The organism is Undibacterium sp. TC4M20W (assembly GCF_049340245.1).
Lineage (GTDB): Bacteria > Pseudomonadota > Gammaproteobacteria > Burkholderiales > Burkholderiaceae_D > Undibacterium.
The window spans coordinates 143499-168222 of the sequence record NZ_JBMPPI010000009.1 but is presented as its reverse complement, the minus strand read 5'-3'; the positions used below and the strand labels follow the sequence as shown (position 1 = coordinate 168222).

General features: G+C 48.3%; 33 protein-coding genes. 17 read left to right on the top strand and 16 right to left on the bottom strand.

Features of this window, described 5'->3' with window-relative positions; all coding sequences use genetic code 11:
• Positions 1-7 precede the first annotated feature (7 nt).
• From ACO0LL_RS13880 to ACO0LL_RS13845, 8 genes are all read right to left on the bottom strand, one after another.
• Positions 8-553 carry a hypothetical protein gene (locus ACO0LL_RS13880; RefSeq protein WP_422951437.1) on the bottom strand — a complete coding sequence of 182 codons (546 nt, stop codon included), beginning with the start codon at positions 551-553 and terminating at the stop codon, positions 8-10.
• Positions 550-1161: a hypothetical protein gene (locus ACO0LL_RS13875; RefSeq protein ID WP_422951436.1), complete on the bottom strand. Its 612-nt coding sequence runs from the start codon at positions 1159-1161 to the stop codon at positions 550-552. Before ACO0LL_RS13875 ends, ACO0LL_RS13880 begins: the two co-directional genes overlap by 4 nt.
• Positions 1158-1712, bottom strand: coding sequence for a PilN domain-containing protein (locus tag ACO0LL_RS13870; protein ID WP_422951435.1), 555 nt, complete (start codon positions 1710-1712; stop codon positions 1158-1160). The genes ACO0LL_RS13875 and ACO0LL_RS13870 overlap by 4 nt, the downstream gene beginning before the upstream one ends.
• Complete coding sequence (locus ACO0LL_RS13865) at positions 1709-2533, bottom strand: hypothetical protein (RefSeq protein ID WP_422951434.1); 825 nt, start codon at positions 2531-2533, stop codon at positions 1709-1711. The genes ACO0LL_RS13870 and ACO0LL_RS13865 overlap by 4 nt, the downstream gene beginning before the upstream one ends.
• Complete coding sequence (locus ACO0LL_RS13860; RefSeq protein ID WP_422951433.1) at positions 2526-4229, bottom strand: GspE/PulE family protein; 1704 nt, start codon at positions 4227-4229, stop codon at positions 2526-2528. The genes ACO0LL_RS13865 and ACO0LL_RS13860 overlap by 8 nt, the downstream gene beginning before the upstream one ends.
• Positions 4226-5428 (bottom strand): type II secretion system F family protein, encoded by a 1203-nt coding sequence (locus ACO0LL_RS13855; RefSeq protein WP_422951432.1) that lies wholly within the window; start codon positions 5426-5428, stop codon positions 4226-4228. Before ACO0LL_RS13855 ends, ACO0LL_RS13860 begins: the two co-directional genes overlap by 4 nt.
• Positions 5429-5460: 32 nt before the next feature.
• Positions 5461-5895 carry a type II secretion system major pseudopilin GspG gene (gene gspG / locus ACO0LL_RS13850; protein WP_422951454.1) on the bottom strand — a complete coding sequence of 145 codons (435 nt, stop codon included), beginning with the start codon at positions 5893-5895 and terminating at the stop codon, positions 5461-5463.
• A 525-nt stretch (positions 5896-6420) separates the two neighbouring features.
• The gene (locus ACO0LL_RS13845) at positions 6421-6981 is read right to left on the bottom strand and encodes a hypothetical protein (protein WP_422951431.1); all 561 of its coding nucleotides are present in this window, start codon (positions 6979-6981) and stop codon (positions 6421-6423) included.
• 45 nt (positions 6982-7026) lie between these two features.
• Here ACO0LL_RS13845 and ACO0LL_RS13840 point away from each other — a divergent pair, with 45 nt between their 5' ends.
• The gene (locus ACO0LL_RS13840; protein ID WP_422951430.1) at positions 7027-7161 is read left to right on the top strand and encodes a hypothetical protein; all 135 of its coding nucleotides are present in this window, start codon (positions 7027-7029) and stop codon (positions 7159-7161) included.
• Between the two features lie 191 nt (positions 7162-7352).
• Positions 7353-7970: a hypothetical protein gene (locus ACO0LL_RS13835; RefSeq protein WP_422951429.1), complete on the top strand. Its 618-nt coding sequence runs from the start codon at positions 7353-7355 to the stop codon at positions 7968-7970.
• Positions 7971-8150: 180 nt separating this feature from the next.
• On the opposite strand, the gene ACO0LL_RS13830 is transcribed toward ACO0LL_RS13835, so the two are convergent.
• The 3 genes from ACO0LL_RS13830 to ACO0LL_RS13820 form a co-directional block, all read right to left on the bottom strand.
• Entirely contained in the window at positions 8151-9356 is a 1206-nt protein-coding gene (locus tag ACO0LL_RS13830; protein ID WP_422951428.1) for an acyltransferase family protein, read from the bottom strand.
• Positions 9357-9825: 469 nt separating this feature from the next.
• Positions 9826-9963, bottom strand: a complete 138-nt coding sequence (locus ACO0LL_RS13825) for a hypothetical protein (protein WP_422951427.1) — start codon at positions 9961-9963, stop codon at positions 9826-9828.
• A gap of 16 nt (positions 9964-9979) precedes the next feature.
• Complete coding sequence (locus tag ACO0LL_RS13820) at positions 9980-10201, bottom strand: hypothetical protein (RefSeq protein ID WP_422951426.1); 222 nt, start codon at positions 10199-10201, stop codon at positions 9980-9982.
• Between the two features lie 1559 nt (positions 10202-11760).
• Here ACO0LL_RS13820 and ACO0LL_RS13815 point away from each other — a divergent pair.
• Positions 11761-12072, top strand: a complete 312-nt coding sequence (locus ACO0LL_RS13815; RefSeq protein ID WP_422951425.1) for a hypothetical protein — start codon at positions 11761-11763, stop codon at positions 12070-12072.
• Positions 12073-12145: 73 nt separating this feature from the next.
• On the opposite strand, the gene ACO0LL_RS13810 is transcribed toward ACO0LL_RS13815, so the two are convergent.
• Positions 12146-12469, bottom strand: a complete 324-nt coding sequence (locus ACO0LL_RS13810; RefSeq protein WP_422951424.1) for a type II toxin-antitoxin system HicB family antitoxin — start codon at positions 12467-12469, stop codon at positions 12146-12148.
• Positions 12470-12483: 14 nt separating this feature from the next.
• Positions 12484-12741 carry a type II toxin-antitoxin system HicA family toxin gene (locus tag ACO0LL_RS13805; protein ID WP_422951423.1) on the bottom strand — a complete coding sequence of 86 codons (258 nt, stop codon included), beginning with the start codon at positions 12739-12741 and terminating at the stop codon, positions 12484-12486.
• Between the two features lie 63 nt (positions 12742-12804).
• Here ACO0LL_RS13805 and ACO0LL_RS13800 point away from each other — a divergent pair, with 63 nt between their 5' ends.
• On the top strand, positions 12805-13542 hold the full coding sequence (locus ACO0LL_RS13800; protein ID WP_422951422.1) for a hypothetical protein: 738 nt from the start codon (positions 12805-12807) through the stop codon (positions 13540-13542).
• Positions 13543-13548: 6 nt separating this feature from the next.
• Here ACO0LL_RS13800 and ACO0LL_RS13795 read toward each other — a convergent pair whose 3' ends face one another.
• The 3 genes from ACO0LL_RS13795 to ACO0LL_RS13785 are packed head-to-tail and all read right to left on the bottom strand — an operon-like array spanning position 13549 to position 16651.
• The gene (locus ACO0LL_RS13795; protein ID WP_422951421.1) at positions 13549-13761 is read right to left on the bottom strand and encodes a hypothetical protein; all 213 of its coding nucleotides are present in this window, start codon (positions 13759-13761) and stop codon (positions 13549-13551) included.
• Positions 13758-14825 (bottom strand): phage portal protein, encoded by a 1068-nt coding sequence (locus ACO0LL_RS13790; protein ID WP_422951420.1) that lies wholly within the window; start codon positions 14823-14825, stop codon positions 13758-13760. The genes ACO0LL_RS13795 and ACO0LL_RS13790 overlap by 4 nt, the downstream gene beginning before the upstream one ends.
• Entirely contained in the window at positions 14822-16651 is a 1830-nt protein-coding gene (locus ACO0LL_RS13785) for a terminase ATPase subunit family protein (protein WP_422951419.1), read from the bottom strand. Before ACO0LL_RS13785 ends, ACO0LL_RS13790 begins: the two co-directional genes overlap by 4 nt.
• A gap of 140 nt (positions 16652-16791) precedes the next feature.
• Here ACO0LL_RS13785 and ACO0LL_RS13780 point away from each other — a divergent pair, with 140 nt between their 5' ends.
• The 13 genes from ACO0LL_RS13780 to ACO0LL_RS13720 all read left to right on the top strand — a co-directional run bounded on the left by ACO0LL_RS13780 (position 16792) and on the right by ACO0LL_RS13720 (position 24714).
• The gene (locus ACO0LL_RS13780; RefSeq protein WP_422951418.1) at positions 16792-17625 is read left to right on the top strand and encodes a GPO family capsid scaffolding protein; all 834 of its coding nucleotides are present in this window, start codon (positions 16792-16794) and stop codon (positions 17623-17625) included.
• 61 nt (positions 17626-17686) lie between these two features.
• Positions 17687-18691, top strand: coding sequence for a phage major capsid protein, P2 family (locus ACO0LL_RS13775; protein WP_422951417.1), 1005 nt, complete (start codon positions 17687-17689; stop codon positions 18689-18691).
• A 2-nt stretch (positions 18692-18693) separates the two neighbouring features.
• Positions 18694-19431, top strand: coding sequence for a phage terminase small subunit (gene gpM / locus ACO0LL_RS13770; protein WP_422951416.1), 738 nt, complete (start codon positions 18694-18696; stop codon positions 19429-19431).
• A gap of 110 nt (positions 19432-19541) precedes the next feature.
• A complete protein-coding gene (locus tag ACO0LL_RS13765) occupies positions 19542-20033 on the top strand; it encodes a head completion/stabilization protein (protein ID WP_422951415.1) in 492 nt (163 codons plus the stop codon).
• Between the two features lie 2 nt (positions 20034-20035).
• Positions 20036-20239 carry a tail protein X gene (locus ACO0LL_RS13760; protein WP_422951414.1) on the top strand — a complete coding sequence of 68 codons (204 nt, stop codon included), beginning with the start codon at positions 20036-20038 and terminating at the stop codon, positions 20237-20239.
• A gap of 2 nt (positions 20240-20241) precedes the next feature.
• A complete protein-coding gene (locus ACO0LL_RS13755; RefSeq protein ID WP_422951413.1) occupies positions 20242-20451 on the top strand; it encodes a hypothetical protein in 210 nt (69 codons plus the stop codon).
• Positions 20448-20945 carry a lysozyme gene (locus ACO0LL_RS13750; protein ID WP_422951412.1) on the top strand — a complete coding sequence of 166 codons (498 nt, stop codon included), beginning with the start codon at positions 20448-20450 and terminating at the stop codon, positions 20943-20945. The genes ACO0LL_RS13755 and ACO0LL_RS13750 overlap by 4 nt, the downstream gene beginning before the upstream one ends.
• Positions 20946-20953: 8 nt before the next feature.
• Positions 20954-21460: a lysis system i-spanin subunit Rz gene (locus ACO0LL_RS13745; protein ID WP_422951411.1), complete on the top strand. Its 507-nt coding sequence runs from the start codon at positions 20954-20956 to the stop codon at positions 21458-21460.
• Positions 21444-21938: a phage tail protein gene (locus ACO0LL_RS13740; RefSeq protein WP_422951410.1), complete on the top strand. Its 495-nt coding sequence runs from the start codon at positions 21444-21446 to the stop codon at positions 21936-21938. The genes ACO0LL_RS13745 and ACO0LL_RS13740 overlap by 17 nt, the downstream gene beginning before the upstream one ends.
• Positions 21931-22395, top strand: coding sequence for a phage virion morphogenesis protein (locus ACO0LL_RS13735; RefSeq protein ID WP_422951409.1), 465 nt, complete (start codon positions 21931-21933; stop codon positions 22393-22395). Before ACO0LL_RS13740 ends, ACO0LL_RS13735 begins: the two co-directional genes overlap by 8 nt.
• A gap of 162 nt (positions 22396-22557) precedes the next feature.
• Positions 22558-23892 (top strand): protein kinase domain-containing protein, encoded by a 1335-nt coding sequence (locus ACO0LL_RS13730; protein WP_422951408.1) that lies wholly within the window; start codon positions 22558-22560, stop codon positions 23890-23892.
• Between the two features lie 85 nt (positions 23893-23977).
• Positions 23978-24448: a phage baseplate assembly protein V gene (locus ACO0LL_RS13725; RefSeq protein WP_422951407.1), complete on the top strand. Its 471-nt coding sequence runs from the start codon at positions 23978-23980 to the stop codon at positions 24446-24448.
• On the top strand, positions 24445-24714 hold the full coding sequence (locus ACO0LL_RS13720; protein ID WP_422951406.1) for a PAAR domain-containing protein: 270 nt from the start codon (positions 24445-24447) through the stop codon (positions 24712-24714). Before ACO0LL_RS13725 ends, ACO0LL_RS13720 begins: the two co-directional genes overlap by 4 nt.
• The last annotated feature ends 10 nt before the right edge of the window (positions 24715-24724 follow it).

Sequence of the window (24724 nt, the reverse complement as noted above, 5' to 3'; positions counted from 1 at the left end):
CTCTTTTTTAATCTGTGCTACCGATTTGCAAAGTCTGTACCTGATTTAAAGGCAGGTAAGTGATGCTCATCATGCTCTGTTTGATGGCATCGACACGGTAGATATTTTCAATAATGGTTTTTTCCTGGACGATAAAAGTCCTGTCGCCGCTGGAAAGGTAAACTTCTATCTGGCCATCATCTGTCTTTTTACCAAGATAACGAAATGGTAGCGGCGGTGCAGTTGGTGGCGGAGGTGGCGGCGGTTTGGCTGCTGGTGGAGGTGGCGGCGTCCAGCTTTGCGCATCAAAGAAATTTCCATTCGCTTTGTAGTCAGCAGCAATTAATTGTTTTCTGTCGATGACAGCAGCAATCGTCAGTACCTGACTTACAGCGGGCAGCTTTGCATTGGCGTTCACTACCTTAGTGCTGGCAAGATTTGTTTGCGTTACCTGTGTTTTCTTGGCAGGTGTCACTGCTTCGACGACATCTGCATCAGGAGTCTTATCTGCAAACAGGGCCAGCCATGCAGCAACAGCCAAACAGACGCCCAGCAATATCTTGCGCGGGCTCATTCAAAACCTCTGTCGGGTGCCGTGATAGTTGCACTCACGTAGATGGTGAATATCATTTTCGATTCTATCGTGGTACCGTTGATGACTTCGCGTTTGAATGAAATTTCATCCAGCGATGCAAATGGAATAGTCAACAAAACCTGTTCCGCAAATTTCCGGATTTGCAGGTAACTGCCCTTCACGGGTAATTGCACCTTATAGGTATAAAATTTACCTGCACTATTTTCTGCCAGCTGATACTCGCCAGCTTTCAGACTGACACCTGCCTCATTGGCCAGATACAGTATGGTTTTAACTTGCTGTTCTACATGCTTCTTTTCACCCAGCAATTCATAAAACGCGTTCAGGCGTTGTAAATTATCATCCGGTGCAGGTGTTTGCTTTGCAACGTTCAATTGCTGGCGCCTGGCCTGCAAATCAGCCAGTTGCTCTTCCATGCTATAGATTTGCTTTTGCACATAAGGTACTCCACACCACCAGGCTGCACTGGCAGCAAGCAACAGACTAAACAACAGCAATGTAAACCAACCCAATCTGTGCGCCAAAAGCGCAATGGCGAGTCGAATTTGTCTTGGTGAACCGGGGGCATGTTGTAGAGTTGTCGTCATTGCCTGACTCCGTCACGCCATTGCACTTCAAATTGAAACCTGTATGGTTTGTTCTGGTCTTGCTCGTTGATCTCATGTTTTTCAAGAACCACGGTGGTGAACAACTTTTGCTGCTTCAAGACTTCAATATACGCAATCATATCGCCGCCATTCTTTGTCTCTGCAATTGCTTTCAAGCTGGCTTTTTGACTATTCGGTGTTACTTGTAATAAAGCGACTTTGTCAGAACTGGCTTTTTCGAGCGCATCAAACACATCCGTCCAGGGCAGATTGAGTTTGGCAACGGCCTGATTGATCACAATCACTTGCTCCTGAGCTAGCTTGGCAGTTGGCGCCTTGATTTGTCTTTTCTCTACCCTCTCGATATCGGCTTTCAAGGCCTGTACTTTTTCAGTAACATGCATGCTGGTTTGCATCAATTGTTTGCCACGCCACACCAGGCCACAAAGCAGGATCAAGGTGAATACTGCCAGTAACAGCACTGGAAATGAAGTGTAATGCAAGCGCTTTGCTATGGAATCTGGAGCAAATTCTATTTGTAGTAATCTCATGAAGCAACCTCCGCCATGCTTACTGATGAGGCTTTGGCAGTAGTTATTTTATTTGCGAAGTCTGTTTTTGCGATTTGATACTGATGAGTACGATGCAACTGGCTCGTTTGCCATGCCGCCGGAATTCGACCAGCAAGCAACAATTGCGCAGGCGGGGTCAAATGATGCAGCATTGCCTGTCTTTGCAATTGGGTGTGCAACCATGTGTTGTCACTATCCTTGGGCAACAGTATGCTGGTGACCATATGCAGACTTCCATCCTGGCATGCAGCCAATGTCATGGCTTGCTCATCGACAGACGCAAACCAGCCATCGGCAGCAAGTCTTTGCTTGCATTGATTCCATAACCACACAAAGCGGGGCTGCAAACTCAATATCTTTTGACCTGATTGCTTACTTGCAACGCCTATTTTTTCCAGAAGCACCTTGGGAACGGCACAGACCAAAGAAGCTTGATTACCCTGCCAGTCAGCGCTAATGAGCCAGTCATCTCCAGGCACGCCAAACAAAGTCTCCAGACGCATCTGCGCTGCGGCATGAAGATCTTTTAAAGATCGTGCCTGCGTCGGTGGTGCCAGCACAAAATACTTGACCAAAACATCGTCCACTATCAATTCGAGCAACAATTTTCTATCTGGATAGCTGGCAAATACCGACTTCCAATTCGCGCAAAAATGATTGATATCCTGCTCTATGTCGAATGGAACTGGCGCTGTAGCCTCAAGTGCTGTCGTACGGCGGAGTTTTGCTGTTTGTCGGCTGATATAAAAATGGCTGGTGTTGATATCAACCAACAAGGAAGAACAAAAGAATTTAAGCATGTAGCGTAATCCTTTTTATTTCTTCCAGCGTGGTATCGCCGCGCCTGACCATTTCCAGCGCAGCTTCACGCAAGGTAGTTGTGCCATTTCGTTTTGCAGCATCCTTGATTTGCCTGATAGGACGTTTTTCGATAATCATTTCACGGATTTCATCAGTCAAAGTCAGTATCTCTGCGATGGCGCGCCTGCCTTTATAACCGGTTCCGCGGCAATCACCACAACCCTGCCCCTGCCGGAAATTAAAATCCTGCACATTTTCTGCAGTCAGGTTCACACGCTTCAACATATGTTCATCGACAGCGATCTCTGTCGAACAATGTGGGCAATTGATACGGACCAGACGTTGTGCCCATATGCCGTTCAACGCAGACACAAAGGCATAAGGATCTATACCCATATGAGCAAAGCGCCCAAATACATCGAATACATTATTGGCGTGCACGGTGGTGAGCACCAGATGACCCGTCAATGCAGACTGCACGGCTATTTCTGCCGTCTCCTGGTCACGGATTTCACCCACCATGATCTTGTCGGGGTCGTGACGCAGGATAGAACGCAAGCCCTTGGCAAAGGTAAGCCCTTTTTTCTCATTCACCGGGATTTGCAGAATGCCGGGCAATTGATATTCGACCGGGTCTTCAATGGTGATGATCTTTTCGCGTCCGCTATTGATTTCTGACAGCGCTGCATATAGCGTAGTGGTTTTACCCGAGCCGGTAGGCCCAGTCACCAGCAACATGCCATACGGCTCTTCGGTCAACATGCGCAAGGTAACCAGTGAGGCTTCATCAAAGCCCAATGCTTCCAGACTAAGAGCACCATAGGCCTCTACCATTGCGCGCTTGTCGAGAATACGGATAACCGCATCTTCGCCATGTATGCTGGGCATGATGGAAAGCCGTAAATCGATTTCCCTGTCATTGACCTCAATACAAAAACTGCCGTCTTGCGGTACACGACGTTCTGAAATATCAAGCTCAGCCAATACCTTAAGCCGGGAAATCACCTGTTCCGCATCGGCGATACCAGTTGTAGAAGTGATGTGATCAAGCACACCATCAATCCGGTATTTGACGCTCAACCCATGTGCCGTGCTCTCCAGATGAATATCTGAAGCGCCAACTTTTAAAGCATCATACAAGGTGGTATTGACCAACTTGACCGCAGGGCTGGCTGCTTCGGAAACAGATTCAAATGACAGCCTGGTGGCAGCTTTGCTTTCACGCTTGGCGGCAGTATCATGGGGCGCAATATTTGCCAGACTATCCGTAGTGCGGGTAGTATCCTCATGACGTGACAGGTATGCCTGTATGTCGGTATTCAATGCCAGCCGGAATTGTATTGGCGATTTAGCGATTGAACCAAGCCATATCTGGGCATCAGGATCAAAAGGATCAGATATAACAGCAAATAAGCAATTTTGTGTATCACGCAGTATCAGGCTTTGCTTTTGCATGGCACGATTCAGCGGCAACAAATCAAAAGCGGGCACATATGCCTGCAACTCCATCGTCTCCATCACAGGCATATCGCAATAGTGACCCAGCATTTGCAGCAGCTTCCTTGGCTCAACCTGAGTCAGGTTATGCAGGGCAAGCCACATACTGACATGATGTTGATTGGCATAGTCTCTGGCTTGTTGCAACAACTCAGGCGTAACCAGGACGCTGGTCATATTATCGGAAGTTGTATTCATGAGAGACCATCGGCCAGATCAAATATAGGCATATACAAAAGCACCACGATAGTGCCGACAATCAGACCAATGACAGCCATCAAAATTGGTTCAAAACTACGGATGAAACGGTCTATCCAGCGCGTGATTTCGCCTTCATAAAAATTGGCTGATTGCGTAAGCATCTTCCCTAATTCACCAGTGCGTTCACCCACTCTTAACAGCCGCTGGGAAATCGGTGTCGTCAATTCATAGCTTTCAAAAGCCTCAGACAGCATGACACCGGATTCAATCGAAGCAGTTGCCTGAAGCAAGGCGGCTTGCATATTACCCCTTGCCATGCTGGCCGCCGTGTTCAAGGCGGCAACGATGGGGATACCTCCATCCAACAACATACCCAGAGTCATATACAGCCTGGATAATGAATAAATACGAATAGATTCGTTAAACCCGGGAAATTTGGCAATCAGACCCAGGGCACCATTTCTTTGCCAGATACCTTTGATGAAGATACCTGACAACAAAGCGCCAGCCAGACAAACCAGGGTAAATACTGAGGCATGTTCTGTCACGAACGCCCCCCAATTCAACAGTAACTGAGACGACCAAGGCAGAGAACGTCCAGTACCGCGATAAACTTCAGCAAAACGGGGAACAACATATACAAGCAAAAAAAATGTAACGGCGCCACCGACCAAAAACAGGATGGCGGGGTAAATAAGGGAGCTGATAATTTTATTCCGGACGACATCAATACGCTGCTGGTATTCAATAAACCGCGCCAATGATGGCGGTAAAGTACTGGCACTTTCTGATGCCTGGACAATGCCGACAAATAAATCCGGAAAGTATTCCTCTTGCTCAGCCAGCACTTGTGAAAAGCGCTTACCTTCCTGCAGACCTGTCAGAATGCCAGACAATACACTACGAATTTCCTGGTTTTGCTCTTTTTCAAGCAAAGCTTCCAGTGCCTCTACAATAGTCAGGCCAGCATTAAGCAAAGCCAGTAACTCCTGGCTGAACAGTAACAATGAAAATTTTGCAGGCTTTAAACCGGAGTGGCCGGCCTTCAATAACGACAGAGCACCAATTTGCTGCAGCGAAGATATCACCCAGCCACGACTCTTTATCACCAGACGCGCTTCGGCTTCAGTGCGTGCCTCGATGATTTCTTCAATGATTTGCTGATCAGGTGTCAGTGCCCTTATTTTGAAGCGCATAATTTGATTTAAAAAGTTTGCGCCAAAAGCACCTAGTTACTAATATCGGCATCATCACCTGTGCCGCCCGCTTGCCCATCTTTGCCGTAAGAAATGATCTCAAAATCCTTATCCTTGGCCGGAGACAAATAACGATATGGGCGCCCCCATGGGTCAACAGGAATGGATTTTTTTAAATAGGGTCCATTCCATTTTGTATTTGCAGATGGGTTTTCAAGCAAACCAGCCAACCCTTCTTCTGTCGTTGGAAACCGCCCCACATCAATGCGGTAGGTATCCAATGCCTTTTCAAACGCAGTAATTTGCGCCTTTGCAACCGCCGCCTCAGACTTGCCTATTTGAGCAAAGTATTTAGGCCCGACATAGGAAGCAAGCAGGCCTATGATTACTACGACCACTAACAATTCCAATAGCGTAAAACCTGCATTTCGTTTCTGAAAATACTGAGGTCCCTTAGCTTTAAGTATGAATTTCACTTGATGCCTGATTATCTAACTAATATATGGAATATTGTTACAGAGAGTGGCGATTTTCGGGCACTCCTTAATATTTGTCAAAAATTCTACTCACGAATTTATCCATGTTAAATAATGTGTCTAAATTTTGAGCAGCCCGCGAGGGTAACATAATTTAGATCGCAAAGAAAGAGCAATAAGACAACAATCTAAACACCCTTTAAGTCCGGGCTTTGTAACCCAAGGAGCCCGGGACGGCACCTAATGCCCTACAGGTTGGAAATGCATGAATGTCAGAGTTGACCCTGCGACATGACCCGACATTTAGCGGAAAACTACGGAGACTTCAATTGGCGAATGTTTTGACTAGGCAGCAGGCGCGAGAAGCGATATGAGATACTTGTGGTGAAGGCTGGCTGCCCTTAGTCGACGAAGCCTTCGAAAATTTGCCGCCACATATATCGATAACGTGTGCGCCCCAAAAATGGGGGCATTAAGATTTGATCTTGCTCCACACAACGACACGGCGTTCACCGACTACTTAGGCGATGTGGTCGAGCGAAGTCTGGCAATCTGTGAGACTTGTGGCGAAACTGGACTTGAAATGATCATTGATAGCTGGGTTGTCATGCGATGCGACTTGCATTCTGCAGGATCGGCATGGCGAAGCGACCAGCCCGCGTAGGGGGGGCAATTAGCAGCACGTAATCGCCCGCCGGGTTGGAAATGTATGAATGTCAGAACTGACCGCTTGCCCCCTCCCCTCAACTTGATCCTAACTTCTAAAATTGAAATCAGCAGGTTTTCCTCCAGACAGATAATGTGCAAGATAATCGTCAATTTTTTTTCAGAATCTTGAAGAACACAAACATCGTCTAAATCTGCTCCCTTAACATGGTCGACCTTATGATCACAGCGCATTTCGTCTAAAAATAACGCATAGCCACCCTGGAACGCCGCGACGGCGACAAACACCGCTACCACACCGCCAGCCGCGACGCCTACAGCGGCGTGCGTGCCCAATGGCACGACCCCAACGACGCAAAAGAAAAAAGCGAACTGATAGACGAAGACGACAACCCAAAACGCCTGCGCCACACCTACCCCAATCAAGAAGCGGCAGAGTGAGCAGCAAAAGCAGAGATGAACCGGGTAAAGCGTGGCAAAGCGACCCTGCAATTTACCCTGGCCCTCGGCAGGCCAGACATTACACCCATGATGGGCATGCGCATCCCCAGCCTAAAACGCCTATCGGGGATACGGATTGGATTATCGTAAAAACCACCCACAGCGTCACGGCGCAGGGGGTTACTACGCAATTGGAGATGGAGACGAGGAAGGGGCAGGAGGAAAAGGATGCTGAGCCAGTAGAAGAGTCACATTAATAATGATAAGCTAAACGACCAATAGCCCTGCCAGTTAATCCGGCTAATCAATCCTCCCTACAGACGACGATCAAGCAAATACTCGTGAGTACAAATACGTTGCCTACTGAATATCGCTGTACCAGTTGCCAGACAACTTTTCGAGCACCGTTCAGTGAGGCTTATTACTATTTGGGTTCAGCGGCCATGGGACAACAGGTGGAGGATAGTGAGCTACTTAAAATACCGCTTCGCCCTGCCTGGTGCAAGGATTGTGCGGCCTTGTGCGCTGCCGAAGACATACTTCCATTACGGGACTTTGAAAACGCCTATGGGGCAGCACGTGCAGGCAAAGAGATAGAATATCCTGTTTGGTCAGAATATATGGACGCGCAATTCGCGGCAAGCGAAGTCGGCCATTACCTCCGCTGGAGAATGACACGTCGCCATGCGCCACGGGTACTCTGTTGTGGAGGTATGAACTTTCAATATCTCGACGTTGAGCAACCTTTGATCAAACATGCCGAATGCGAGTTTGGTTTCATACAAGGCTGGTATCGTATTGGCGGATTTAACGGACCAGGCCCTGGAGTGTATAGCGCAGCCAATATTCGCTTATATGACAGCGAGGGCGGGCTAATAGGGCAACTGACTTGGCGAAGGAAAGAAATTAACGGCTGGGACACAGAGAAGCTCAGTTACTCGACTCCAATTGAAGATTAGCGGCAAGTAATCGCCCACCGGGTTGGAAATGTATGAATGTAAGATCTGACCACGCACCCTTAGAAAATGTATGAATGTTAGACCCCTTGCCGGTACTGATACAAGAAGCCTGGTGAGATGCTGATGCACTTATTGTTCGAAACAAAGCGTCCAGCATCGTTTTTGCTATTAAGCATCTTTTCAGTCCGCTTTTACAAGCGATATTCCTGCTTCAGTTGGCATAAGGTTTTTACGACTTTTCGCTTTCACGAATCGACCAAATATTCTTCCTAACTCAATGAATGGCTTTTCTACCCATCGATAGCTTGCAGACGCAACTACAAGCGAAATAATGAGGACGACAGCAAACAGCGCGCCTTGGACTGCCAGTGGATATCGCTGGACAATCTCCGACAGTGCAGGGCTCATATCATTGAGCAGGTAAAACTGGACAATTACCAAGACTGGCCAATGGAACAGGAAAAGGCTATACGAAACCTTTCCTAAATATCTGGTCCAGGCTTGTCTCAGCAGCGCAGTACCAGGTTGGCCGCGTTCATGGACCACGTACGAAAGAATGAAGAAACAAAAGGGAATTTCTGCAAGCAGTGTCCACCTTCTATCATCATAGAACATAAATGTTGACTGGAATATCCACAGCTGGGGAATGAGGCCGAATCCTAATAGCGCGGCCCAGACCAACGGTCGCCGAAGTCGCCCCAGCGCTGTCATCCATGTTGTTCCATATTCGCCAACGATTAGTCCTGCATGGAACAAGACCAGGGAACGCATGAACTCGACGCGCAGGTCCCAAGGTGGCATGGGCACGATAAAGATCATCGCCATCAACAAAACAAAAATAGCGAGATTGGTGATTTTTCCCGTTCGAGTGGAAATGAAATAAAGCAGTGGGAAGACCAAGCTACATCCCATCTCGATATTGATGGACCACAGTGGAGCCTGCAGGAAAAAATCCCAGAAAAAAAGTGTCCTCACCAGCATGGCAATGTCTGCATTGGACGGACTGCCTGTTAGCAAAGCAACGCCATAGGAAACAAAAACACTAACCCACATTGCCGGTACGATTCGAAGGACTCGTCGGACGACATAGGCTGGCCAGCCAATCAGGAGTGATGCGGTCTCGTTCTTGAGTTGCAGCCCCAGGACGAAGCCGCTCATGATGAAAAAGAGAAGGACCGACGCACGCCCATTAAACACCGTATGAATCAGCCAGTGTGTAATTGGTTGGACGCCCGGATACGTATTGAATATGCCTGGCTTGGCTTCAAAGAAAAACCAAAAGCAATGTTCAATTACAACCGCTAGTGCAGCTAGCCCACGCAGTGACTCTATTTCTTGAAAAAAACCTCGCTCAGAACTGTTGAGTGACACATTGATATTCTGCATCTGATAACGTCTTTATGACTATCCAAAATGAATTATTAGGGTGTGCAATATTATCTGCCAGCATTTTGAAGGGACAGAAATGGTTAGCATTAAGTTTCTCTGTTCGTTTATGTTCTAGTGTCAAAATTTTTCATTTTCTTTCTTTCCTTCATTGATTTATCACTAAATCAATGACGATTTTTAATTGGTACTTCCCAATAAGAAGGCGCGTCACCGGGCGCATCCATGCATTGCCGTATGATCCCGTCGGCCATGCGTACAGTACTGCCTATAGAATGAACCTTGCCGTCAAAGTGGCAGCTTTCATCTGGAGGTCTTCATTACTTAATATCTCTTGACTTGCTTTTGCAGGTGACGCAGACATTAAGAACACTGCTTCCGTGATTATCATCAACACCATCAAGCCAAAAAGCACATGCAATTTGAAATTAGTCTTTTTGAGTAGTTCGCTGTTTGCCTGGCAATTTTTTCAGGGAATTTCTTTGATCTGAACTGGTGCTTCTATTTGTGCTGTATCTGCCTGCAAATCATCATCAATACATTCTGCATACTTCTTGTCGATGTACTCGCAAGCTTCATTAAATTTGCTGCGTGGAGAATTATCCATTTTGTCAGTATCAAATTTATTTAGCAATTCGCGGTAAATATCGAGCGCAGTCAAATCTGACACGGCCGACAATTCTTTTACTTTTTTTTGTGATGTCGTCGCGCTGCACTTTGGTCAGAAGTTTTTCTCCATCATTGTTCAGGTTCAAATTTATGACAATGCTGAGCGATGGCCCGACATTTGAATCACCCATCACAATCTGGCCTACATCACCGCTTATTTCATTTTTTTGCGCCATTACCAATCTGCGGTTCCTGCCTTCATCAAACTACATGCTTGATATTGAAATTCATTTTTTCAGACTGAAAGCAAACTGCTGATAGAAATCGATTCTGAATACGTATTGAAGCCATACCTTATTTTTACCCAAGATAAAGGGCTGCGATGGGATTGTTAGTCCGCGTAGATGCGCATAGCCCATCGTATTCGCACGTTAAAATAAAAAATGCAAATTTGCTTGCAAACTGATGCAAAGTTTTGTGCTGCTTTTCAAGTTGCAGACGCAACTTTCGTAATCATGCCCGCTTTTTACTATTTTTAATGACTTCTTATAATAAAGTCAATATAAACACACAAAAAAAGCCCTTGATTATTCATCAAGGGCTTTTTCGTATTCGTTGGCGGAAGCTGTGAGATTCGAACTCACGAAGGCTATAACACCTCGCCAGTTTTCAAGTTCTCGCAATTCTTCCATCAAATCAAACACCTATCTAAAAACCGTTCCCGCATGCCCCCTGCCCCATAAAATCAGTTTCCCCTATGAGGCAAAACACCTTAAATACCCATTGCGGAAATGATTTATCCGGCATAAGCCAGGCAGTAGCTATGCTGGCGGGCATTATAACTACAGAGGTATATTCAAGCCAGCAAAAACGATCGTTCTAAAATAAAGTACCCCTCGGGAAAAAGGTAACTTAGGTAACCTATTTTATAAAAACCGTGGAAACCCTTGATACATAAGGCTTTCAAGCAAATTGCAAAAGGTAATAATTAGGTAATGTAAAGGTAATCTAGTTACCTATATAAATGGTATTTTCTTCATTTACAAATATCTATAAAAATCAATAACTTAGAAATTAATTACCTTTTACATTACCTAAAGTTACCAAATAAAGTAACCATATATCCGTATATAAATCAAAGACTTAGATAACAATATTTGATGCAGTTACCTTAGTTACCTTTTTCCCGAGGCCTCCCCAAATATCAGGAAAGCCAAGTGTTTCACTTTGAATGGCCTATTACAGTTATCGCCATCATGCTGACAGGTCCGACTTTGCATGAAATCTGCGTCAAACTGCGTCAGCTTTTGGGCCCATCAGGGCGGCCGCAAACGTAAGCCGGGCTTACCCCTCAAGGGTGACGCATATTTGAGTCAAAAGAGCCCCATTTAGCGGGCAGGCGTGGTGGGGGGATGTCTGCGCGCCAGAGCTTGAAATGGGAATAAAATTGCTGTATTAAAATTTTTCTGAGGGATTTGCCAGACCAAAGGGTAGGCGGCCATGCCAGTTGGTAGTCATGTGGCGTGCATCTTTGTCAGACAATTTTGCCTTAACTATATGCTAATTGATCGTGTTGGATACAACACTCGAATGAAGTTGCTCAGATAAAGCAGAGATATACCCAACCCATTTTATTACCGCCATACGACCTAGAAATTATTAAATATGCAACTAATTTAACTTGCGCGATATTGCAAATTTGGCAAAATTTAACAATTGGCAAATTGCTTTTTAGGCAGCAAGCATTTATCTTGATCTTAATAAGTACTAAAAACACATCAATGGAGAAATTAATATGACCACTTCAGCAGAAGAACTGCATTCGCAAACTCAAGCAGCAGCCAAATCTTTAGAAAAGATGACAGTCAAAGAGCGCGAACAAAGGCCTTACAGCACATTTGCTAGCAATTACAATAACCTTTTAGCACTAGCCAAAGAATCTATGCCGACAGTTGATGATAGACGTTGGCCGCCTGCAATCGAAATTGACGTCTCAGAAGGAGGCGCTTCAGTGCGAGCAAATTATGCTGAAATTTTTAGCTATTACAGCCAAATGGCATCAATACTTGCTACGGGAATTCAACCTCTAGAGTTTGGTTCTTTTTAACTAATAATTTATTGTTAATAGACAACAAAAGCCGCACAAGGCGGCTTTATTGAGCTTCTGGGGAGCGAAGCGACTAATGTGTATGTGTTTCCAACAGATCAGAAACCCAGGTGTTTAAACTCTTGCCGGATGCCTCTGCGTACATGGCGGCCCTAGCATGCGTCTCTGGTGAAATTCTCAAGCGCATATTACCTGAATATGGTTTTTGCGCTGGCCTGCCGGTCTTCTCTGCAACCTCCAGATAATCATCGACAGCCTCTTCAAAAGCTGTTTTCAATTCACTGACTGAATCGCCATGGAAGCCAACCACATCACGGATACCAGCGACGTGACCGACGAAGCAATTATCATCTTCGCTGTATTCAATGCGGGCCGCATAGCCCTTATAAGTCATCATTCCCATATTTACTCCTATTCCGGCTTGATGCCTGCTGATTGAAGAAATTCACGCGCATCGCGTACTTGGTAAGCTTTGGCTTCTTTTTGCGGATGTGGCCGGTGGAAAGTGCCCACCACATCATTTAACAAGAAACGAACCCGCGAGCCGCGCCCTTCGATAGTTTTCGCGCCTAGCGACACAAACAGAGACTCAATTTGCGCCCATTCCAGTGTCATGGAAACAGGGTTAGTAAAAATGATTTTCAGGGTTTTTGTGTGTGCGCTTTTCATGTGTAGAATAGTACCATATTCTGACACTAGTGCAACCATTTTTTGACACCACTGATAAATATTATGTCGAACAAAAATCAAAACAATCAAGGCACGCCACCACCACAAGCAACAAAGAAAAATGCTCTCCCTGTCCCTGATCCGCTAGAGCTAAAACAAATCCAACTATATCGTGCAATACGCACCATGCAAGACATGGACTGGGCAATGGAAAAACTTAGCGCGTACAGAACCTGGATCGCAGATAAAAACACAGATGGCATGTTTGAGCAGGACAAAAAAGCAATCCCTGAAGCATTGCTTCATTCTGCAGTAGTAGCCTATATTCGTCCCTTTTCTGGTAACCGTGCAGATGGCTTTAAAGTGAAAAGTGATAACTATATTTTTCCAGAAGATGACGCTACAGAAGATCAAAAGCTATTGCATGAAAAACTCCAGACATATAGAGACACCAGCCTTGCACATTCTGACGCGGGCAAGCATAAACCCAAATTCAAATTCAATAAAAAAGGTGAATGGGTTGCGAAATTCGAAGACATATCACCAAAAGATATTGATCCGGACGAATTTATGGGCTTGATGCAACTGATCCACAACCACGCAAATATAACTGTCGGCACAATCGTCGATGAACTTAAATCTATTCCTAATCTACCAATTGAATACGACATAAACGAAGAGGAATTCAATTACGCCTTACGGATTTCCACAAGCGCCAGCACATATGAACCACCGATCCAAGATAATCAAGCCCAGATGGTAATCACAATGCAAGCACCTAAAGAAAACAAGGACGAGTGACTCAAGTCATATAAACCCTGATCGCCTTTTTGACGCCTGCAAACGCTCATGATCGTCACGGCAGTCTAAATTACAGAAAAGCGCACCAGGCTCAATAGCCTGGTCACAAAACAAGCAATGTAAGTCGGGCTCAACCACCGCATAACGGTGCATGTTATTCAAGGCAAACTCAAGGTCAAGACTAATGCGCGCATCTGCGCTGTCAGCGATATCACTCATTTTGTGGTGCCTCCTGCGTCACCTAAAGAATATGGGGTAAATCGGATTACTTCCTCGCCTATCCACTCGTTGCACTCTCTGAAACGCGCCTGCAGCGGCTCTAGCTCATGCATAGAAAACACCTTGGCCGCTTTCTCTACATCCCCGAAACCACCGGTATTGTTTGGCACCAGGCCCAGCAGCTGGGGCGGTACCCGGTGCGCGGCCAGCATGTCATCGCGTGTTACGTTCTTGATGCTGAAGAATTCATCCTTGGCCGCCACCTCAGACACCGGCAATATCTGGATGCCGTCTTTCTTTCCGTTCGGCGCATACATGAACACATTGCGGAAATTGCCTGGCCCTTTACTATCGCGCAGCGCCTGGCGCATGTTGTCGACGTCACTTTGATTCTGAGCTGGGTCGGTCATGTACAAGATGAAACCAGCGTGTGAGCCGTTCTTGTAATACTTGCGCCTGAACAGCGTCGCCGCCTCATTAAGCCAGGCAGAATGCAGAGCACTTAAATACTCAGGCAGGCCGTACACCTCCTGGTTAATGTCCGGTTCCATCAAGTGGAAAATCGCCCCCGCCTCAAACACATGATCTTCCTGCCAGCCACGCACAAAAGCGTATTGATTCAGATCATCACTGCACCGGCGCATATACTTGGCAAGCGCAGGCTCAAGCTGCAAAGGCTTGCCGGTGCGGCTTTTACGGTTTTCCAGATAAGCATTGCCAAAAACAAGGAAATCCAGCGCAAAGCGACTAAACGCCTCGCGTGATAACAAGGCATGCGGCACAAAGGTGGCCGCCAGCAAGTTACGCTTTACATAGATCGCGGTTGAATGGTGCACGCTGGCCCTGAAAGACTTAGCCAAACCGTCCCAACTGATAGGCGGTTCGTAATATCGGCCATTCGTCCAGCACTCGATATAGTCCAGAATTTCAGAACGGTCTAATACCGGCGTCGGGTCACCAAAGCTGAACACCTCGGCACCGGCTGATGCTGGCAAAGCCGGTACAGTTTCAGCCTTGCCTTCTGACGCGGCGTTGAACTGCTCGCGTCGCTTCTTTCTCGTCATGAATACACCTCCATAAATGATTGATTGCTGCCTATGCCGCCGTCCAATGGCTCATGGTCCAGCGCATGCATACATGCCCAGGCAAGATCCGCATGCCCCGTTTCTTCGCTACGGTCGGCCACATAGGTCACATGCTGGCCGCTGGCCGTCAGAGTCTTTTTAATCGTCATGAATGCCTGCGCCAGATCCGTGGCCCCGGCGTCAAATTCCAGACGGCCCTTGCTGATCACGTCGCGGGCTTTGATGACCATGCGGCTCTTCACAGCCGGGTCATAGTTGATCTTGGTTACATTGGGATAAAAGTTTTTAACGAGCTGGTGAACGCCCTCGCCCATGCCAGTGGCATCAATGCCGATAAAGGCAACGTGGTAGCGAATCGTGCTTTGCCTGATTTGTTCAGCCTGGGCCGCAAAGTCCATTCCCCTGAACTGCATGCGCTCCAGCACCCGAAACTTGCCGCCTGGCGTGCGCGGTGGTGCAAGAATCACCAATCCGGCACTATCGCCGGTGAATGCCGGGTCATAGCCTATCCAGACCGGGTTATCTCCATAAGGCCGCGTCGTAAATGGCTTAAAGTCTGTCCAATCTACCCAGGCATCCACCATGCACTTTTGCAGCTCCTGCAGCGGAAACACTGAAGCCGTGTCGTCAATAAACTGACACATGAGCAGGTTTTCAAACTGGTCAGGGCTGTATTCGTAAGTGCGCAGCTCGTCGATATCGAACAGGTCACAGCCACCCGCCTGAGCGTCCAAGATTGTGACGATTTGCCGCCACATTTTGTCTTCGCCCGTAAAGCCAGAGGCAAGCCGCTTGTGGCTGACATCAATATTCACCTGGTCTTTTTTCGGCCGCCGCTTGTTGAAAAGCTCCCCCGTCCAGAACGGGTACGCCTCATGCGTAATACTGGAAGGCGTAGAAAAGTAAGTCTTACGCCACTGCTTATGCAACGCCATGCCTGACGCCACCTTGTTCAATTCCTGAAACTTATGCGTCCAGAAAAATTCATCAAAGTAAAAATTGCCGTGATAGCCCTGGGCCGTCCTGGCATTGGTACCCAAGAAGTAAAGATGTGCGCCATTCGGCAGCACAATAGGATCACCGGCAAGCTCAATGCCCGCCGCCTCCTTGGCAAACTGGATTATGTATTGCTTGAATACGTGCGCCTGGGCTTTGGATGCAGACAGAAAAATCTGATTGCGCCCGGTCTCAATGGCATCAGCCAAGGCCTCCCGCGCAAAATACCAGGTAGCACCAATCTGGCGTGATTTGAGTATCACCCGCGTACGCTCATGCCCATTACGCAGCCATACCTTTTGATAGTCAAAAAGTGAGTCCCTGAAGGCCTCTAACAATTGGTCGCGCTGCTCGTCGCTGTAATCGTTGCGCGTGGGTTTCTTCTTTGGCCCTGCATTGCGGTTTGCCAGTTTGGGATTCAAATCCACTTCATTGCCGCCAGGTGCCTCATAACGGCGTACACGCGCCGTCTGCACAGCCTGGCGCATCAGCAAATCTATTTCCTTAAAGTCGCCACCGGTCTTAACTTCCTTGGCAATCAACTGCACGAGGCGCGTTTCAAGGCTGGCTTCAATTTTTTCTATGAACGGGGTCTCGTCCCACTTCTCACGGTCGCACCAGCTCTGCACCGTAGTGCGTGCAATCTCCAGATGCCGGGCAATGGAAGAAATCCGCCACCCCTGCCAGTACAAGGCCTGAGCGTGTTTCTTCAGGTAGTAGGTAGGAGCAACCGTTGCGCCATCAGCAGGCGCATCCAATTCGTTATCGTGGGAAATTTCAGACGTGTCGTCGTCGGCAAGATCAATCATGCCGCCAGATTACGGGCATCGCGGGCGCGCAGGCAGCGCGGTCAAGTTGATATAAATCTTAACAACTCCCTTGCCGTTGAACAGAGTCAGCGCAAGTAAGACTATGGGCACTCACCAACCGCCAAGCCCCCTATTTCATCATGTCCACCAAAAAATTCACATCAAAATTTTTCCGCGTTGCTGTCGAGGGCGCGACCACCGACGGCCGCAAAATTGATCGTAGCTGGATCGAACAAATGGCAAAAAACTTTGATCCTAAAACCTACGGCGCGCGCATCTGGTTAGAGCACATACGCGGCACGGTACCAGATAGCCCCTTCAAAGCCTACGGCGATGTAACTGCGGTCAAGGCCGAAGAAGTCGCCATTGACGGCAGCAAAAAGCTAGCCCTGTATGCGCAGATCGAACCAACTCCTGATCTGGTGGCATTGTCCAAAGCCAAACAGAAGATTTACACCAGCGTAGAGATTAACGACAAATTCGCCGACACCGGCGAAGCCTATCTTGTTGGCCTAGGCATTACCGACAGCCCCGCCAGCCTAGGAACTGAAGTATTGAGTTTTGCGGCCAGCAATCCAAACGCCAACCCCTTTGCAGGCCGTAAAACCAACCCTGCACACTTGTTCTCTGCTGCCGTCGAAGTGAATCTTGAATTTGAAGAAATCAACACTGAAACGACCAGCCTGGCTGCAAAAGTCAAAGAGCTGCTGAAAGTATTCAACAACAAAAAAGGCGGTGACGATGCCCGCTTTGATGATCTCGGTCAGGCAATTGAAACCGTGGTGGAACACACAGCAGACCAAGAACAGCGTTTTAGCGAATCAAACAAACGCATTTCAGAGCTGGAAAAGAATCTCAAAACCGTAACCGACAATTTCAACAGCCTGAAAACCCAACTCGACAAAGAACCCGGTAACCAGATCACCCGCCCAACAGCCACAGGCGGCAACGGCACAGAACAAACCGACTGTTAAGCCTGCAAGCCACAGCAAAGCATCACAACACCAACACACACAAAACACGGAGTAAGCACGCATGAGAAACAATACCCGCCTGGCCTTCAATTCCTTGCTGGCCCGCCTGAGTGAACTCAACGGCGTTGATGACGCCACCAAGACCTTTAGCATCGCACCCACGGTGCAACAAAAGCTGGAAACCAAGATACAAGAATCCAGTGAGTTCTTAAGCAAAATCAACATCATCGGCGTCACCGAGATGGAAGGCGAAAAGCTGCACCTCGGCATTACCAGCCCGGTCGCCAGCCGCACAGATACCACGCAAACAGAAAGACAGACACGCGATTTGACGAGCCTGTCCAATGACCGCTACCGCTGTGCCAAGACTGATTTTGATACGCATATCCCGTATGCAAAGCTTGATGCCTGGGCCAAGTTTGCCGATTTCCAAACCCGTATCCGTGATGTTATCGTCAAACGCCAGGCGCTGGACCGCATGGTCATCGGCTTTAACGGCACTGCCGTGGCACCCAATACCAATATCGCTACTTACCCACTGCTGCAAGACGTAAATAAAGGCTGGCTGCAGCAAATGCGTGAAAACGCCCCTGAACGCGTCCTGGCATCCGGTGCCACTGCCAACAAGATCAAAATCGGCCAGGGCGGCGACTTCGCTAACCTGGACGCCGCCGTGTATGACGCCATCAACCTGCTGGACCCATGGTTCCGCGAAGATGCCGGTTTAGTCTGCATCGTCGGCCGCCAGCTCATGCATGACAAGTATTTCCCCCTGGTGAACAAGAATCAAGCCGCAACCGAAACACTGGCCTCTGATATCATCATCAGCCAAAAACGCATTGGCGGCCTGCAGGCAGCAACAGTGCCTTACTTCCCGGCCAACAGCATCCTGATCACGCGCTATGACAATCTGTCTATCTACTTCCAAGAAGGTGCGCGCCGCCGCCAGGTCATGGAAAACCCGAAACGGGACCGCATAGAAAACTATGAGTCCTCGAATGATGCCTATGTCGTTGAAGATTACGGCATTGCTGCAGCCATTGAACATATTGAGCTGGTGGCCTGATCATGTCACACACCAGCCTGGCAATGCGCCACTTTGCCCGTATCACTGCCGAGCGGGCCAATGCACAAAGTAACCAAGGCGGCGAACTCACCGGCAACGCCTACGAGCTGATGCTTGCCAAGCTCATCAACGACAAACAAAGGCTGAAAGTCATCAAGTCCATCCAGCGAAAAATCGAACTCAAGCGCGAAATTCTGCCTGAATACGATGACTGGATAAACGGCGCACTGGAAAGCGGCAACGGCGCGCAAGACCAGGTATTAACCACAGTCCTGGTCTGGCACATAGATGCGGGCACCTATGCCCGCGCCCTGGACATCGCGCAATACTGCCTGGTTCATAACCTGAGCCTGCCAGACCAGTACGCCCGTGATGTTCCTACCATGCTGCTGGACGAAATCCCCGGCGCATACCTCGAAGGCCGATTTGAAAGCCCGGCCGTAGCCGTGGAAACACTCAGGGCCGTGCAACTGCTGACCGTCAATGCAGACGTTCCAGACCAGGCCAGCGCCAAGCTGTACAAGGCGCTGGGCTATGCCCAGATAGGCAAGATGGGCAATGGTGACATTGACTTTGAACAGTTGCCAGAAGAAGCCGCCAGCAAGGCATTGGACAACCTGCGCCGCGCCCTGGACCTGTTCCAAAACATCGGCGTCAAAAAAGATATAGAACGGCTTGAACGCCGTCTCAAGAACATCGTAGGCGATGAAGGTGGAGAGAAAGCCACCCCACCTACGTAAGAGGCACCCTCCGGCGCCGGGCGGCGTGGGCCGATCAGGGATTTCTAGCCATTTACCCTGTGACAGCCCACCCACCGCCCACTTGTTTGATTCAATGAAGACCCAGACCTATGCCCTCATTTATTGCCAACGCACCAGGCGGCCAGACCAGCCCAAACCAGCCAGACAACATCATTACCAATGATGGATTCTTCCCGGATCTGGATGTCATCGCCATGCGCGACGCCATCAGGCTGGACGGCACTGTCACTGATGCCAGACTGATCGCGGCCACCGTGGACGCCATCATCTTTGTCAATGACCAGGTGAAAGAGCTGAAGGCATCAGCGCAAAGCGCAGGACACAGCTGCATGGCGGCTATCCCAGCGGCACAGGTCAACCGGCAAAGCGTCCTGATATCCCACTACCTGCGCGCTGTCTATTGCACGGCAAAAGCGGATCTGATTGAACGTTACAAGGATTACGACACCACCGCCACGTCACTGGATGACAAGAAGCTGGTCGGCTTTCTGGCAAATGGCCCTGACGAAGAACGCAGGAATGCAGCCTGGGCGATATCTAAGCTCATGGGCCGCCACCAAGTCACGGTAGAGCTGATTTAGACATGATCGTCCGCGCCCAACAAAACGACACCCTCGACCTGCTGATCTGGCGTCACTTGGGCAGCACAGCAGGCATCGCAGCAGTGCTGGCCTTAAACCCCGGCATTACCAGCTTGGGCGCATTCCTGCCCATAGGCAAAGCTATCACATTGCCAGACCGCGCACCTGCAGCGCCAACGCTGCAAATGATTAACTTGTGGGACTAACCATGATCGATTACCCCATGGAAACAGTGAAATCTATGCCACCAATCGCCATCAGTGCAATCACCCTGCTAGGCATTCCCCTCAATGAATGGGTATTCATTCTGACGATTATTTATACCGTGCTGCAGATCACGTTTTTTATACGCGACAAGATGTTAAAGCCCTGGCTGAACCGTCGTGCCAATGCACAGAAAGGAAAAAATCAACAATGAGTACAGATATCAAACAAAAACTGATAGTTGCCGGCATTGCTGCAGCCTTGCCCTTGATTGTCCTGTTTGAAGGCACCAGGCAAACCGCCTACCTTGATCCAGTCAGCATCCCCACGATTTGCCGGGGCCACACTGGTGGCGTCAAGCTGGGCCAGACTGCCACCATAGAGCAATGCGACGACATGACAGTACAAGACCTACTCAAAGCCAAGGTATCAATGGAAAGCTGCCTGAAAGTCCCACTCAACGACAACCAGCGCGCCGCATTCACAAGCTTTGTGTTCAACGTGGGGCCGGGCCGCAAAGGCGTCAAAGACGGTTTCTGCGTGCTGGAAAACGGCAAGCCATCCACCATGATTACTTTGCTCAACAAAGGCGACTACACCGGCGCATGCAACCAATTACCTTACTGGAATACAGCAAATCATATTGTATTGCGAGGTCTGACCAAGCGCCGCGCCGCAGAGCGTGAACTCTGCCTCAAACCCGCATAGGTGAATGAATGCTCAACATCATCAAAGCACTGGACCCACGTCCATGGATAGCCCTGGCAGTAGCAGCCGCCGTCCTGTTCTGTGTCGTCAAATACAAAGACGCCATACACCAGGTAGACAAACTCACCGCCCAGATTGAAAAGGACAAAGCAGAAGCCACCGCCACCGCACGAGAAAATGAAAAGCTCATGTCCCGCAGCCTGGCCGCCATTGCCACCACCCACCAAAAGGAAATGCAAGATGAAAAAGACAAACGCGACAAGTTTATGGATGACGTGCGTACTGGTGCTGTGCGCCTGTCAATCCCCGTCAAAGCTTGCAGCGCCCGTACCGGCACAAATACCGCCGCTGGATTCAGCAATAGCGACCAAGCGCGAGCCCAACTTACGCCAGAGGCTGGAGCAGCTCTTGCAGCCATCGCCGCAGACGGTGACGACGCCATCAGGCAATTAAACGCCTGTATAGACAGCTACCAGGCAATCAGGGCCATTACCAATCATGTACAAACCAAATAGCCTGCGCGCCCACCTAACAGCCGCCTTGCCCGATTTAAAGCGCAACCCAGACAAGCTGCTTGTGTTTGCAGACAAAGGCAGCTTGCGCACCACGCGCACGGCTTCACGATCTTTTGAATATGCCTATGTCTTGAATGTCATTGTGACCGACTACGGTGGCGAAGAAGATGCGCTCATGGTGCCATTGCTGGATTGGGTGGCAGTGCACCAGGCAGACTTGCTGGGCAACGAAGACAAGAGTAATAAAGGCATACGCTTTATTGTTGACTTCAATAATCATGAGAGCGTTGATATCAGTCTAGAGCTGGACATTACCGAGCGCGTCATAGTCAAGCAGACCGGCAACAAGCTTGATATTTCCCACGCAGGCGAGATAGCCGTCGCGCCGGACTATACCGTGCCATTCTGGCAGCTCTACAACGGCAACAACCTGCTTGCAGAGTGGCAGTTACTCAACCCTGCGCAAGACAATGGCTGACGATCTCAAGGCGCTAGAACAATGGGCAAGCGTCCTGCTTGCCCAGCTCGATCCGGCCAACCGGCGCAAAGTCAGTTTGAAAGTGGCGCAGGATTTGAGACGGTCCCAGCAACAGCGCATCAAAGCGCAAATGACGCCGGAAGGCCTCCAATACACACCCAGGAAGCCGCGCAAGGACTTACGCAATAAGAAGGAACGAATAAAAAAGCAGAAGGCCGCGATGTTTGCCAAACTGCGCACAAACACACACCTGAAAGTGAAAGCCGACGGTAACGAAATTGCTGTAGGCTTCTTTGACCGCGTTGCCCGAATTGCGAGGGTTCACCAATACGGGCTTGAGGACAAGGTAAGTAAGGATGGTCCAGAAGTCAGGTATACCCGGCGACAACTGCTTGGTTTCAGCACGGCGAATCTAGAGCAATTACGCGAGGTCATTGTGAGACATATCGCAAATTAAACAGAAGATAAAAATTTAAGATGTTTAGAAATAAATATTGCCGCCAAATCAAGGACAAAAAAACAACAAAATTGCATGCTGCAAAGGTAGTATGCGGCAATCAGCATTACACTATTTGCAATGCAATTTGCTATTTATTTCCTTAATAAAATTTAAGATGATATGTTTAAAAAAAATGACCTCATAGACAATAAATATGTTGTCGAAGGATTGTGCAGCAAATCTGGCGGAATGGGAGAAATTCTTCATGTAAAGCACGTCAAGGTATTCTATGAATACGACATCGTTTTAAAGTATTGCAAAGGTAATTCAGATGAACATCTCAAACGGTTTAAGAGAGAAGTCCGGTTGCTTTCAGAATTTAAAAATAACTCGAAAATAGCCCAAGTTGTGGACTCCAATCTTGAATACGATCCGCCATATTTCATAATGAAATATTATCCCAATGGAGATCTTTTACATCATGCGATCAATCTTAGGTATTCGTTAGTTGATCAGGAAAAAGTGTTTCTTCAAATGATAGATTGCGTTCAAGAACTTCATTCAAGAAATAAATTTCATCGAGATATTAAGCCACAAAACTTCCTAGTTAACGGAAATCAAATAGTCGTATCAGATTTCGGTTTATCCACGGAAACCGGATCACATACAGCATTCACCAGTAGCTCGAATAGCTGGGGCACCCAAGGATACATCCCTCCTGAATTCATAAGTGGCGGATTCAAACACGCAGATGCTGCAGGTGATGTATTTATGCTGGGTAAAACATTTTATGTACTATTAACAAAAAATGATCCGCAGCACCTTTTCGAAGAAGGAATTCCTGCGCCAATTTTTCATATAATTGAACGCTGTTGCAGAAACATCAAAACACAACGCTACCAATCTCTTTCCGAACTCAAACAATCAATAGTTGCGGCTTATGACGTACTACTTGGGAGGTCCGAAGGAGTTGATACTGTAAAGCAATTGCTTATGGCTATTCGCGATAGGAGCGAACAAGAAAGTAAATTTCTTTCAAAGGAAATAATCACATTTGTAGAGCAACTTGCAATTATAGAAGAGACAGATCAAATTCGAATTTGTTTTGAAATCCACGACAAATTTTTTGGTGTAATTAAGCAAAAATCTGTGATTAATAGCCTCCCAATATTTTTGTCAGTGTATGAGAAAATGGTAGAGGATCAAAGTTATAGTTGGAGCTATGCCGAAGACATAGCAAACCACATGAAAACCATTTTTATGGGAGACGATGTTCCTGTCGTTCAAAAAACTTTAGCATTAGACCTTGCAATTCGAGCAGCACGTTACATGAACCGTTTCGCTGCAATGAACACATGTAAAGAGATGATTACTTCTGTAGTCGACCAGTCCTTAGGACTGGAAGTGGCTTCGCTAATTTTAACTCTTGATGGTACCTTCGTGACTAGCACGGAACCGAGTGAATGTAAAAATAGAACTGTCGCAAATGCATTACGCCAAATAAGCGATAATTAATCAAATAGCGATGTATAAGTTGTTATGTGAATTAGCAACTCTCCAGCGCGTGACCTAAACCCGGTAAGCCGTCACCATAGGCGGCATGAACTACAACCTTGCCGACATCGCCCGCCGTCTAGAAAACCTGATTCGCTTTGGCACCATTGCCGAAGTGAAACACGGTAGCGTACCGCAAGTGCGCCTGCAAATTGGCGACATCAAAACCGGCTTCTTGCCGATGGCAACGGCACGCGCTGGCAAAACAAAGACATGGAACCCGCCGACTGTTGGCGAACAATGCGTTTTGCTGTCACCCTCCGGTGAATTTGCTGGCGGCGTGGTCTTACCAGGCATCGCCAGCAACCACAACCCAGCACCAGACACCAACCCAGACAACACCCGCACTGAATACCCAGACGGCGCGACGGCGGACTACAACCACGCAGAGCATCACTACATCATCACACTGCCTGCAGAGGGCAAGTTTAGTTTTGTCGTCGGCAATACCACGCTGGAGCTGCGCAACGATGGCGTGACCTTGCGCACGCCCAAGTTTGAGGGCGTCAAATCATGAGCTATGGCATCGCCGTTAAAGCCCTGGACCGCGCAGGCGGCCCGCACCGCGCTGGTGGGCAAGACTTCTTTGCTGTCGAAGGCGTACCTGTCGTTGTGCTGGGTGACCGCATCGTCCCGCATGGCCCGGTCCCGCATGCCAACCCAACCATGGTACAGGGCTCCTCCTGGATGACATTGAATGGCATACCCGCATGCCGCGCCGGGCATCACGCCAGTTGCACCCACCCCAGCACCGGCCGTAGCTGGTTTTTGATACCGGATTGAGGCAAAACAA

Coding starts and splice junctions, on each gene's coding strand:
- ACO0LL_RS13880 (WP_422951437.1), bottom strand. CDS start 553: ATGAGCCCGCGCAAGATATTGCTGGGCGTCTGTTTGGCTGTTGCTGCA.
- ACO0LL_RS13875 (WP_422951436.1), bottom strand. CDS start 1,161: ATGACGACAACTCTACAACATGCCCCCGGTTCACCAAGACAAATTCGA.
- ACO0LL_RS13870 (WP_422951435.1), bottom strand. CDS start 1,712: ATGAGATTACTACAAATAGAATTTGCTCCAGATTCCATAGCAAAGCGC.
- ACO0LL_RS13865 (WP_422951434.1), bottom strand. CDS start 2,533: ATGCTTAAATTCTTTTGTTCTTCCTTGTTGGTTGATATCAACACCAGC.
- ACO0LL_RS13860 (WP_422951433.1), bottom strand. CDS start 4,229: ATGAATACAACTTCCGATAATATGACCAGCGTCCTGGTTACGCCTGAG.
- ACO0LL_RS13855 (WP_422951432.1), bottom strand. CDS start 5,428: ATGCGCTTCAAAATAAGGGCACTGACACCTGATCAGCAAATCATTGAA.
- ACO0LL_RS13840 (WP_422951430.1), top strand. CDS start 7,027: ATGAACCGGGTAAAGCGTGGCAAAGCGACCCTGCAATTTACCCTGGCC.
- ACO0LL_RS13830 (WP_422951428.1), bottom strand. CDS start 9,356: ATGCAGAATATCAATGTGTCACTCAACAGTTCTGAGCGAGGTTTTTTT.
- ACO0LL_RS13825 (WP_422951427.1), bottom strand. CDS start 9,963: ATGGATAATTCTCCACGCAGCAAATTTAATGAAGCTTGCGAGTACATC.
- ACO0LL_RS13820 (WP_422951426.1), bottom strand. CDS start 10,201: ATGGCGCAAAAAAATGAAATAAGCGGTGATGTAGGCCAGATTGTGATG.
- ACO0LL_RS13815 (WP_422951425.1), top strand. CDS start 11,761: ATGACCACTTCAGCAGAAGAACTGCATTCGCAAACTCAAGCAGCAGCC.
- ACO0LL_RS13810 (WP_422951424.1), bottom strand. CDS start 12,469: ATGATGACTTATAAGGGCTATGCGGCCCGCATTGAATACAGCGAAGAT.
- ACO0LL_RS13805 (WP_422951423.1), bottom strand. CDS start 12,741: ATGAAAAGCGCACACACAAAAACCCTGAAAATCATTTTTACTAACCCT.
- ACO0LL_RS13800 (WP_422951422.1), top strand. CDS start 12,805: ATGTCGAACAAAAATCAAAACAATCAAGGCACGCCACCACCACAAGCA.
- ACO0LL_RS13795 (WP_422951421.1), bottom strand. CDS start 13,761: ATGAGTGATATCGCTGACAGCGCAGATGCGCGCATTAGTCTTGACCTT.
- ACO0LL_RS13790 (WP_422951420.1), bottom strand. CDS start 14,825: ATGACGAGAAAGAAGCGACGCGAGCAGTTCAACGCCGCGTCAGAAGGC.
- ACO0LL_RS13785 (WP_422951419.1), bottom strand. CDS start 16,651: ATGATTGATCTTGCCGACGACGACACGTCTGAAATTTCCCACGATAAC.
- ACO0LL_RS13780 (WP_422951418.1), top strand. CDS start 16,792: ATGTCCACCAAAAAATTCACATCAAAATTTTTCCGCGTTGCTGTCGAG.
- ACO0LL_RS13775 (WP_422951417.1), top strand. CDS start 17,687: ATGAGAAACAATACCCGCCTGGCCTTCAATTCCTTGCTGGCCCGCCTG.
- gpM (WP_422951416.1), top strand. CDS start 18,694: ATGTCACACACCAGCCTGGCAATGCGCCACTTTGCCCGTATCACTGCC.
- ACO0LL_RS13765 (WP_422951415.1), top strand. CDS start 19,542: ATGCCCTCATTTATTGCCAACGCACCAGGCGGCCAGACCAGCCCAAAC.
- ACO0LL_RS13760 (WP_422951414.1), top strand. CDS start 20,036: ATGATCGTCCGCGCCCAACAAAACGACACCCTCGACCTGCTGATCTGG.
- ACO0LL_RS13755 (WP_422951413.1), top strand. CDS start 20,242: ATGATCGATTACCCCATGGAAACAGTGAAATCTATGCCACCAATCGCC.
- ACO0LL_RS13750 (WP_422951412.1), top strand. CDS start 20,448: ATGAGTACAGATATCAAACAAAAACTGATAGTTGCCGGCATTGCTGCA.
- ACO0LL_RS13745 (WP_422951411.1), top strand. CDS start 20,954: ATGCTCAACATCATCAAAGCACTGGACCCACGTCCATGGATAGCCCTG.
- ACO0LL_RS13740 (WP_422951410.1), top strand. CDS start 21,444: ATGTACAAACCAAATAGCCTGCGCGCCCACCTAACAGCCGCCTTGCCC.
- ACO0LL_RS13735 (WP_422951409.1), top strand. CDS start 21,931: ATGGCTGACGATCTCAAGGCGCTAGAACAATGGGCAAGCGTCCTGCTT.
- ACO0LL_RS13730 (WP_422951408.1), top strand. CDS start 22,558: ATGTTTAAAAAAAATGACCTCATAGACAATAAATATGTTGTCGAAGGA.
- ACO0LL_RS13725 (WP_422951407.1), top strand. CDS start 23,978: ATGAACTACAACCTTGCCGACATCGCCCGCCGTCTAGAAAACCTGATT.
- ACO0LL_RS13720 (WP_422951406.1), top strand. CDS start 24,445: ATGAGCTATGGCATCGCCGTTAAAGCCCTGGACCGCGCAGGCGGCCCG.